The 6,610-nt window shown below is 70.9% G+C and carries 7 protein-coding genes; 2 read left to right on the plus strand and 5 right to left on the minus strand.

What is annotated here, in order from left to right; translation table 11 throughout:
• The first annotated feature begins 372 nt into the window (after window positions 1-372).
• Both MTQ10_RS26150 and MTQ10_RS26155 read left to right on the plus strand, forming a co-directional pair.
• Complete coding sequence (locus MTQ10_RS26150; RefSeq protein ID WP_247472622.1) at window positions 373-1,161, plus strand: ECF subfamily RNA polymerase sigma factor, BldN family; 789 nt, start codon at window positions 373-375, stop codon at window positions 1,159-1,161.
• A 233-nt stretch (window positions 1,162-1,394) separates the two neighbouring features.
• On the plus strand, window positions 1,395-2,642 hold the full coding sequence (locus tag MTQ10_RS26155; protein ID WP_247472623.1) for a DUF5667 domain-containing protein: 1,248 nt from the start codon (window positions 1,395-1,397) through the stop codon (window positions 2,640-2,642).
• Window positions 2,643-2,754: 112 nt separating this feature from the next.
• Here the strand turns inward: MTQ10_RS26155 and MTQ10_RS26160 are convergent, their stop codons facing one another.
• The 5 genes from MTQ10_RS26160 to MTQ10_RS26180 form a co-directional block, all read right to left on the minus strand.
• Window positions 2,755-3,828, minus strand: coding sequence for a lysophospholipid acyltransferase family protein (locus MTQ10_RS26160; RefSeq protein WP_247472624.1), 1,074 nt, complete (start codon window positions 3,826-3,828; stop codon window positions 2,755-2,757).
• A 13-nt stretch (window positions 3,829-3,841) separates the two neighbouring features.
• The gene (locus MTQ10_RS26165; protein WP_247472625.1) at window positions 3,842-4,903 is read right to left on the minus strand and encodes an NAD-dependent epimerase/dehydratase family protein; all 1,062 of its coding nucleotides are present in this window, start codon (window positions 4,901-4,903) and stop codon (window positions 3,842-3,844) included.
• Window positions 4,904-5,179: 276 nt separating this feature from the next.
• Complete coding sequence (locus tag MTQ10_RS26170) at window positions 5,180-5,278, minus strand: 30S ribosomal protein bS22 (RefSeq protein WP_003948845.1); 99 nt, start codon at window positions 5,276-5,278, stop codon at window positions 5,180-5,182.
• Between the two features lie 157 nt (window positions 5,279-5,435).
• Window positions 5,436-5,645, minus strand: a complete 210-nt coding sequence (locus MTQ10_RS26175) for a helix-turn-helix domain-containing protein (protein WP_247472626.1) — start codon at window positions 5,643-5,645, stop codon at window positions 5,436-5,438.
• Window positions 5,646-5,774: 129 nt separating this feature from the next.
• Window positions 5,775-6,608 carry a phosphatase gene (locus MTQ10_RS26180; RefSeq protein WP_374117694.1) on the minus strand — a complete coding sequence of 278 codons (834 nt, stop codon included), beginning with the start codon at window positions 6,606-6,608 and terminating at the stop codon, window positions 5,775-5,777.
• Between the last annotated feature and the right edge of the window lie 2 nt (window positions 6,609-6,610).

Raw genomic sequence — 6,610 nt, forward strand, 5'->3', positions numbered from 1 at the left:
CCGATGAGCTGACCCGCCCTCCCCCTCCGCTGACGGCAGGGCTCACTTTTGGTCACCGACGGTCAGACCCGGCCAATCCCGCCGTCGTACCCCGTGCCGCCCCCGTGCAGTCCTCCCGACGCCACCCGGCCACAACACGCCCTGGTCTCACCCGAAACACGAGCCACACCGATCAACAAACGGTCAGAAGGTGGCACTTGATCGGGCGTCAAACAGGCACACAAGCAACGCAATCGATGATTTGAGCAACTCGGCGTAGCAGGCCCTGCACGAAGCGTTATTCTCCTCAGACGCAAACCGGTACCCCTCCGTCGCCACGACGGGTGACGGTCCCGCACTGCACGTGATGGAAGCTCTGCCTCTGGGAGTCCCGTGTACCCACACGTCGGGGTTGACGCCTCGGGCCTGGCTACGCTGCGCGCAACGGTCGCGACGGTGCAGAACCTGCTGCGCGGCCTCGTCCCCACCGCGCACGCCGTCCCTGCCTTCGCCACCGCCGCCCCCGTCGGCCCGTGCTACGCACTCGCCGACGGCGGGGCCGCCGTCGGCCGGCGCGGCCGTTCGACGGGCTCCGGCGGCGCGGCCACCGTCCGCCGCCCGGCGGCCGACAGCGACAGCGCCCGCATGATGGACCTCGTGGAGCGCGCCCAGGCGGGCGAGGCCGACGCGTTCGGCCGGCTCTACGACCAGTACAGCGACACCGTCTACCGGTACATCTATTACCGGGTGGGAGGGAAGGCGACCGCCGAGGACCTGACGAGCGAGACCTTTCTGCGGGCCCTGCGCAGGATCGGCACCTTCACCTGGCAGGGCCGCGACTTCGGCGCCTGGCTGGTCACCATCGCCCGCAACCTCGTCGCCGACCACTTCAAGTCCAGCCGCTTCCGGCTGGAGGTCACCACCGGCGAGATGCTCGACGCCAACGAGGTCGAACGCTCCCCCGAGGAGTCCGTGCTGGAGTCCCTCTCCAACGCCGCGCTCCTGGACGCCGTACGCCGGCTCAACCCCCAGCAGCAGGAGTGCGTCACCCTCCGCTTCCTGCAAGGGCTGTCCGTCGCCGAGACCGCCCGCGTGATGGGCAAGAACGAGGGTGCCATCAAGACCCTCCAGTACCGGGCCGTCCGCACCCTCGCCCGGCTGCTGCCGGACGACGCCCGCTGAAAACACACACTCCGCGACTGCCAACTCACTGTCCGTCAAGGACCGTTGGCTTCCTCATCCGATCATCCGCCGTCCGTAACCCAAGTGCCGCGCCGCTCGTTGTGCGGGATGCAGGCTCCCTGTGGTCACGTCCAGGCCAATGCTGATCACTCGATCGTGTGGAAGCGGTCGTGGACGTGAACCCTCAGGACCCCCTGGGGAGTCGACCGTCATGACGAGAGGAGGTGCCGCCAGTGATCGCGAACGTATCGGCGCACCGGCGGGCGAACGCCTTCGCCCAGGCCCTGGAGGAGCAGTCCGATCGGGGCACGGCGGCCGAGCAGTCCGAAGGATCGGCACCGGCCCCAGCCGCCGACGACCAGACCGAGCAGGGACGCCTTGTCGCCCTCGCCGCCGGTCTCGGTGCGCTGCCCAAGCCGGAGCTCGACCCCGAGGTCAAGGCCGTCCAGCGGGCCCAGCTCGTGGCCGCGTTCGAGGCCATGCTGCGGGAAGGCACGCACGGCGAGGCAGACCCTTCGGTACCCGAGCAGCGGTCCACCCGGGCCCGCGGGGTGCACCGGGCGACCCCGCTCGGCAAGCTCCGCCCGCGTTCGCGGCTCGCGAAGGGCCTCACCGCGGGCGGCCTGAGTGTCGGAGTCGCCGCCGGCGCCTTCGGCGGAGTCGCCGCGGCCAGTTCCGACGCCCTGCCCGGCGACTCGCTCTACGGCCTCAAGCGCGGCATCGAGGACTTCAAGCTCAACTACCTGGCCGACAACGACGACGAACGCGGTCGCACCTACCTCGACCAGGCCTCCACCCGCCTGAGCGAGGCCCGCCGCCTCATGGAGCGCGGACGCGGCGGCCAGCTCGACCACGAGTCCCTCGGCGAGATCCGCCGCGCCCTGTCCGGGATGACCCACGACGCCTCCGAGGGCCACCGTCTGCTGCGCGCGGCCTACGACCGCGACCCCGACTCCCTGGGCCCCATCCAGGCCCTGTCGGCCTTCTCCCGCTCCCACCGCCAGGCCTGGGGCGCCCTGCGCGAGAAGCTGCCCGTGCAGCTCGGCGATGTCAGCGAGCAGGTGTCGTCGGTCTTCGACGCCATAGACCAGGACGTCGCCCCGTTGCAGTCCCTGCTGCCCGAGCCCCCCGCCGGAAGCAGCGGCGACACCAGCAGCAGGAGCACCCCGGGGACGACGCACAGCGACCCGGCGCAGCCCGGCGGGCACTCCGCCGCGCCCAGCACCGGCGACGCGGGGACGAGCAGCGGGCAGCCGGGCAGCCACGCCCCGAGCAACCCCGCCGAGGCCGTCACGGGCGGCCAGGACGACGGCCTGCTCGGCGGCAGCACCGGCGGACTGCTCGACCCGCCGCAGCAGGGCCAGAGCGACGCCCCGTCGCTGCCCAGCGGCCTGCCCACCACACAGCCCGACGTCACCCTGCCGCCGCTGCTCCCGGGCCTGCTGCCCGGCCTCGGCATCGACAGTCAGGACGCCGGCTGACACCCACCACCGGGTACGGCGACGGGGGCGCCCCAGCGGCGAGGGGCGCCCCCGTCGCCGTACCCCCGTGCCTCCGTATCCCCGCGCCTTCGTGCCTTCGTGCCAGGACCGGTCAGAAGAACACCGACCGCCGTTGCACCAGCAGCTTGTACAACGTGTGCTGGATCTGCTCGCGCACCTGGTCGGTCAGGTTGAACATCAGCATCGGGTCCTCCGCCGCCTCCGGCGGATACCCGTCCGTCGGGATCGGCTCCCCGAACTGGATCGTCCACTTCGTCGGCAGCGGGATCGCCCCCAGCGGCCCCAGCCAAGGGAACGTCGGCGTCAGCGGGAAGTACGGGAAGCCGAGCAGCCGCGCCAGTGTCTTCGCGTTGCCGATCATCGGGTAGATCTCCTCCGCCCCGACGATCGAGCACGGCACGATCGGCACGCCCTGCCGCAGCGCCGTGGAGACGAACCCTCCCCGGCCGAACCGCTGGAGCTTGTAGCGCTCGGAGAACGGCTTGCCGATGCCCTTGAAGCCCTCCGGCATCACCCCGACCAGCTCGCCCTGCGCCAGCAGCCGCTCCGCGTCCTCCGCGCAGGCCAGGGTGTGGCCGAGCTTGCGGGCCAGCTCGTTGACGACCGGCAGCACGAACACCAGGTCCGCGGCGAGCAGCCGCAGATGCCGCCCCGCCGGATGGTGGTCGTGCACCGCGACCTGCATCATCAGCCCGTCCAGCGGCAGCGTCCCGGAGTGGTTGGCGACGATCAGCGCCCCGCCCTCGGCGGGGATGTTCTCGACGCCCTTGACCTCCACCCGGAAGTACTTCTCGTACATCGGGCGCAGCAGCGACATCAGGACCTGATCGGTCAGCTCCTCGTCGTAGCCGAAGTCGTCGACCTCGTAGTCCCCGGTGAGGCGGCGCCGCAGGAACGCCAGCCCGCTCGCGATACGCCGCTCCAGGCCGCCGTCTCCGGCGTCGGGCTTGTCCTCGGGGGGCTCAGAAGTCACAGGGACATCATCGGGTGCTCCAGCCGCGGTGGGCAGGGGCTGGACGTCACCGCCTGCCTCGGGCGCCTCGCGTACGGGGACGGGCTCGCCGCTCCTGCGCCGGCCCAGCGCGCCCCGGCGCCGCGACGGGCGCTGCACACCGCCGCCGCGGGACCGGTCGTCGTCGAACGGAATGACCTTGGCATCCGCCATCGTGCTGCGCTCCTCAGTTGGCGCTCTGCGTCGGGGGGTGGCCGCCGCCCGCGAGGGGCAGCGCGGCGATCCGGTCGACGGCCCCGGCAAGGGCCTCCGGGGGCAGCAGTCCCGGCCCCCGGCTGCGCACGAAGTCCGCGAACGTTTCCGCTGTCGTGTACTTCGGCGTGAATCCCAGCGTCTCGCGCATCTGCGTGGTGTCGACGACCCGGCCGTGGGTGAGCAGCCGGATCTGCTCGGGCGAGAAGTCCGTCATGCCCAGCGTACGCACGAGGGTGCCCGCCCAGGTCACGGCGGGCAGCAGCAGGGGCACGGTGGGGCGGCCGAGCCTGCGGGAGCACTGGGAGAGCAACAGGACACCGTCGCCGGCGATGTTGAACGTGCCGCTGTTGAGGGTGCCGCGCTCGGGCTCGTGGGAGGCGATGCGCAGCACCTCGATCACGTCGTCCTCGTGGACGAACTGCAACCGCGGGTCGTAGCCGAACACGGTCGGCAGGACGGGCAGCGCGAAGTAGGAGGCGAGCGGGGTGTCGGCGCTGGGGCCGAGGATGTTGGCGAACCTCAGCACGCACACCGCGACGTCCGGGCGGCGCCGCGCGAAGCCCCGTACGTACCCCTCGACCTCCACGATGTCCTTGGCGAAGCCGCCGCTGGGCAGCGACTTCGGCGGGGTCGTCTCGGTGAACACGCCCGGGTCGCGGGGCGCGGAGCCGTACACGGTGGTGGAGGACTTCACCACGAGCCGCTTCACGGTCGGCGACTTCTGGCAGGCACCGAGCAGCTGCATGGTGCCGATGACGTTGGTCTCCTTGACCGTGGTGCGACTGCCGCTGCCGAGGGCGGTGGCGGTGACGTCCATGTGGACGACCGTGTCGGCGCCGGTCTCGGCGAGGACGCGGCCGATGGTCGGCTGCCGGATGTCGGCCCGTACGAAGTCGGCGCCGCCGAGGTGGTGCTCGGGCGGCACCGCGTCCACCGCGACCACCCGGTCGACCTGCGGATCTCGCTGGATCCGCCGGACGAACCGGCCCCCCAGCGGTCGGGCCACTCCGGTGACGAGCACGACCTTCCCCAAGATCAGCGCCTTCCTTCCCGACCTCGTTCCGGGTCCGGCCACCGTACGGCGTCCGCACCCTCTACCCGAACTCCGTACCGACCCGCGTTCCCCTGTGCGGCCAACTTAGCGGGTCGACGTTGCGCTGTGATGACCGCCCGATGCGCGAAGTGACGGAAACGGCCGAGAAACCACCGACAGGCGGAGCCCGGTCAGCACCGTCGGCCGCCTGCGGACATGGCCGCGGCCCCCCACCGGATGCCGGTGGGGGGCCGCGGAACACGCGCTACGGCGTGCTTACTTCTTGTTGCGCCGCTGAACGCGCGTGCGCTTGAGCAGCTTGCGGTGCTTCTTCTTGGCCATCCGCTTGCGCCGCTTCTTGATAACAGAGCCCACGACTACCCTCGCTCACTTCTCATCACTCGGTGTTTGGGCGCCATGGGCCCACACGACCTTCGAGGGGTTAGCCTACCCAACCGAGCGCCGAGGTCGTAATCGAGGGGGGACGGGGAGATCGGATGTGCCCTGTTCTGATCGATCTCCCGCGCCGCCGTCAGGCCGTTTCCACCCCCACATAGCTTTCGCGGAGGTACTCGTGAACCGCGTTCTCGGGGACGCGGAACGACCGCCCCACCCTGATCGCGGGCAGATGACCGCTGTGCACCAGCCGGTACACGGTCATCTTCGACACTCGCATCACCGCGGCGACTTCCGCCACCGTCAGGAACTGAACCTCGCTCAGAGGCCTCTGGTCTGCTGCCATGACACACCTGAACCTTCCGCACTCGACGGCCACCGGCTTCCCCTTCCGGTGACTCTTCGTCGCTGCGTGCTCACTCCCCAGACTAGGGGCGGGTGATGCGAGTGGGGAAGAGGTGCACCCATCGGCGGCCTACTGTGACAGACACGCTCGATTGAGTACGTAGCGGGTCAACGGCAGGTAGTAATCACCCCGCACACCGTCATCAAGTGGAACGACCACGGACACCACCCCCTCGGCCTGCCCCACGAACAACGCCGGATCGTCCGTATCGGCCAGCCCGATCGCCTCGAACCCCAGCTGACCTGCTCCGCAGACCCAGCCGTGATCCCCGACGACCAGTTCCGGCAGCAGCCCGCCGGCCTCTGCCGCGCCGGCCAGCGCGACCCGAACCGGGAGGGGCGAGTGCGAATGCGCGCCGGTCGCACAACCGGGGCGTTGCCCGGCGGGTTCGCGGACGAGCGCGACACCCCGTACGTAGTCGAGGTTGTACGTGCGTAGCCCGAACCGGGTCGTTATGTCGACACAGCGACCCTGCGCGGGTGTGAGGACGGCACACCCCGCCGCCGACAGGGCGTCTGCGAGCGCGGCGTAGAAACCGAGCAGCCGGTGCGGGTGCCCGGTGCCGATCAGCACCGGTGCGCGACGCCTGGCCACGGCTGCGACCCGCTCCGCGAACGCGTCGAGCGCGGTCAGTGTCCGCTCGGGATCGATCACATCATGACCGGTAGTGCAGCGAGGATCGGCCGAAACCCCGCACTTCTCCGCCATGAGCGCCACCAGGTCGGGCACCGCCCACTCCCCCTGCGGATCGACGCCCATCAGCGCCCGGGGATCACGCGCGGCGAAGGCCCGGTACCGCCGCAGACTGGCCTCCCGCGAGGTCGCCACGACCCCGGCGAGCCGAGCCGCGAGCAGATGTGCCCGCAGTCCCTCCACACCCACCACCCACCGATCCTGCCGCACCC

It is taken from the genome of Streptomyces sp. XM83C (assembly GCF_023072675.1).
Lineage (GTDB): Bacteria > Actinomycetota > Actinomycetes > Streptomycetales > Streptomycetaceae > Streptomyces > Streptomyces thermocoprophilus.

Excerpts from the sequence above, each read along its gene's own strand:
- MTQ10_RS26160 (WP_247472624.1), bottom strand. The coding sequence starts at position 3,828 with ATGGCGGATGCCAAGGTCATTCCGTTCGACGACGACCGGTCCCGCGGC.
- MTQ10_RS26175 (WP_247472626.1), bottom strand. The coding sequence starts at position 5,645 with ATGGCAGCAGACCAGAGGCCTCTGAGCGAGGTTCAGTTCCTGACGGTG.